3 protein-coding genes are annotated in these 2,481 nt (G+C 35.2%); 2 read left to right on the forward strand and 1 reads right to left on the reverse strand.

Annotated features, from left to right (window positions below; genetic code table 11):
- Positions 1-1,204, forward strand: a 1,204-nt coding sequence (locus tag CIW83_RS21670; RefSeq protein ID WP_201260095.1) for an ABC transporter substrate-binding protein, incomplete at its 5' end; no start/stop codon positions are given.
- Between the two features lie 152 nt (positions 1,205-1,356).
- Here CIW83_RS21670 and CIW83_RS24690 read toward each other — a convergent pair.
- A complete protein-coding gene (locus CIW83_RS24690) occupies positions 1,357-1,587 on the reverse strand; it encodes a hypothetical protein (RefSeq protein WP_201260096.1) in 231 nt (76 codons plus the stop codon).
- Between the two features lie 123 nt (positions 1,588-1,710).
- On the opposite strand from CIW83_RS24690, the gene CIW83_RS21680 reads away from it, so the two are divergent.
- The coding region (locus CIW83_RS21680; RefSeq protein WP_235601447.1) for an ABC transporter substrate-binding protein at positions 1,711-2,481 on the forward strand (771 nt) is incomplete at its 3' end.

Genomic DNA, 2,481 nt, shown 5'->3' on the forward strand with positions numbered 1-2,481 from the left:
AATATTATGGGGTGCAGGTCTTACTTATCAAGCTGAGCCAGCACATTATCTAAAAGATATTCCACTAGATAAAATGGAAGGACATGACAGAGTTAGAAAAAATCCACTATCTTATGGCCCATTTATGGTATCTAATATAGTACCTGGAGAATCAGTAGAATACGTTCCAAATCCACATTGGTTTGGAGAGAAGCCAAAGGTAGATAAGATTGTAGCAAAGAGAACAAGTTCAGATACTATTGTAGAAGCATTAAAGGCTGGAACATTTGATATTGTTAATAAGATCAATGTTAATAGTTATCCAGAGTATAAGGATTTAAGCAATATCACTTTAACATCAGCTGTAAGTAGATCTTTAGGATATCTAGGATTTAAACAAGGAAAGTGGGATGTAGAAACTAAAAAAGTTGTGCCAGATCCAAATGCAAAATTAGCTGATGTGAGATTAAGACAAGCAATAGCTTATGCTATGAATAATGAAGAAGTAGCAGAATTGTTCTATAACGATTTGAGAATACCTGCTAATGCATTAATTACGCCATATCATGCTAGTTTCTGGAATGATAAGCAAGAAGGTTATCCATATAACCCAGAAAAAGCAATGCAGATATTAGATGAAGCTGGATATAAAGATGTAGATGGAGATGGACTTAGAGAAGATCCAAAGGGTAACAAGCTACAAATCAACTACCTTTCAATGTCAGGTGGAGATATAGCTGAGCCGTTAGCTCAATTCTATATTCAAAACTTTAGAGATGTTGGATTAGATGTAGTATTACAAAATGGCAGATTAATAGAGATGAATGCATTCTACGATATGGTTGAAGAAGATAATGAAGATATAGATCTATTTGCAGGAGCTTGGCAAGTAGGATCTAACCCAGAGCCATCAGGATTATGGGGAAGACACTCTCTGTTTAACTATGTAAGATTTGCAGCAGATGAAAACGATAAACTAATTAATGCTATTAATTCAAATGATGCATTTGGACCAGATGGAATGGATAATGAGTACATGGTAAAAGCATATCATGATTGGCAAAAATATGCTATGGAGCAAGTAATAGTAGCTCCAACTCACTATAGAATTGAATTGACAGCACTTAATAACAGAGTTAACTACTGGGATGCAGACCCTATGAATTATGACTGGGGATGGGAAAAGATTGGTTTATTAGCTGACACTCCTGAAAAAGCAAAATAAGAAGATTCTAATTAAATAAAGGGGGTGTTGCAAAATTACTTTTAAGTAGTTTGCAGCACTCCTTTTTTGCATAGAAATAAAAAGTCAGCTATGAAAACTGATGTAATTCATATATGTTCTCGTGGGTTTTTTAAAAGTTTTATGCTTAAATCTTAGGCCGTTTTTGTTTCATGAGGAATGGGAACAAGTGGTTTGAAGATTATGTTTACTGGAATTCTTCCAAATATTAGTTGAATCATTATCGTTGAGTTAATTTTAGGATTTGTAGGGAACATAGGGATTGAAACTGGATTATCTTTCTTAGGATTTGGTTTGTCGCCAGCGACACCATCACTTGGAACTTTGGTTTCATATGCAAGAACTCCAAGTGTCATGATAGGCAAACTATGGTTACCTGCATCATTATTGATACTAGTGATGATGCTGTGTATAAATTACGTTGGCCAAGCTGTTAAAATGGCGTCCGACGCAAAACAAAGATTAGGATAAAGAAGGGGGAAATTAAAATGAAAAGAAGTTGGAAAGTTATTATTCCATTACTGCTGATATTAGTACTTGTACTGACATCCTGTGGTAAAAAGGTAGACCAAGAGCCACCAGTAAGTAATGAAGATGTGTCTCAACAGCCAGAAGATAAAGGCGACCAAGGACAAGATGAAGCTGCTGTAGGTGTAGATATTGTACTACCTCATCCAATGACTATTAAAAAAGATGGGGCAACAGTAGGCGGTACACTTAATGTTGCTATAGTAACAGAGACACCTTTTGAAGGTATCTTCTGTACATTCTTATCTTCAAATGCTGTAGATAGTCAATTAGCAGAGCCTCTACAATCAGGATTCATGAGAGCAGGTCAAAATAAAGAAATAGTAGATGGTGGATGGTGTGATGTTGACTTCGATAGAGAAGCTAAAACTGCTACTTACAAGATTCACAAGGATTTAACTTGGTCTGATGGAGTACCTGTAACTTCTGATGATTTAATCTTTGTATATAATAGTATAGGACACAAAGATTATAAGGGAACTAGATTTGACAGTAATTATCACAACGTTGTAGGTATGCTTGACTATAACCAAGGAAAAGCAGATACTATTTCAGGACTTAAGAGAATAGATGATAAAACTCTTGAAGTAAGCTTCTATGAGTTTACACCAGGAATATTATGGGGTGCAGGTATTACTTATCAAGCTGAGCCAGCACATTATCTAAAAGATATTCCAATAGATGAGATGGAAGGACATGATAAAGTTAGAAAAAATCCACTATCTTATGGT

The organism is Tissierella sp. P1 (genome assembly GCF_002266425.1).
In the GTDB taxonomy this organism is placed as follows: Bacteria; Bacillota; Clostridia; order Tissierellales; family Tissierellaceae; genus Tissierella; species Tissierella carlieri.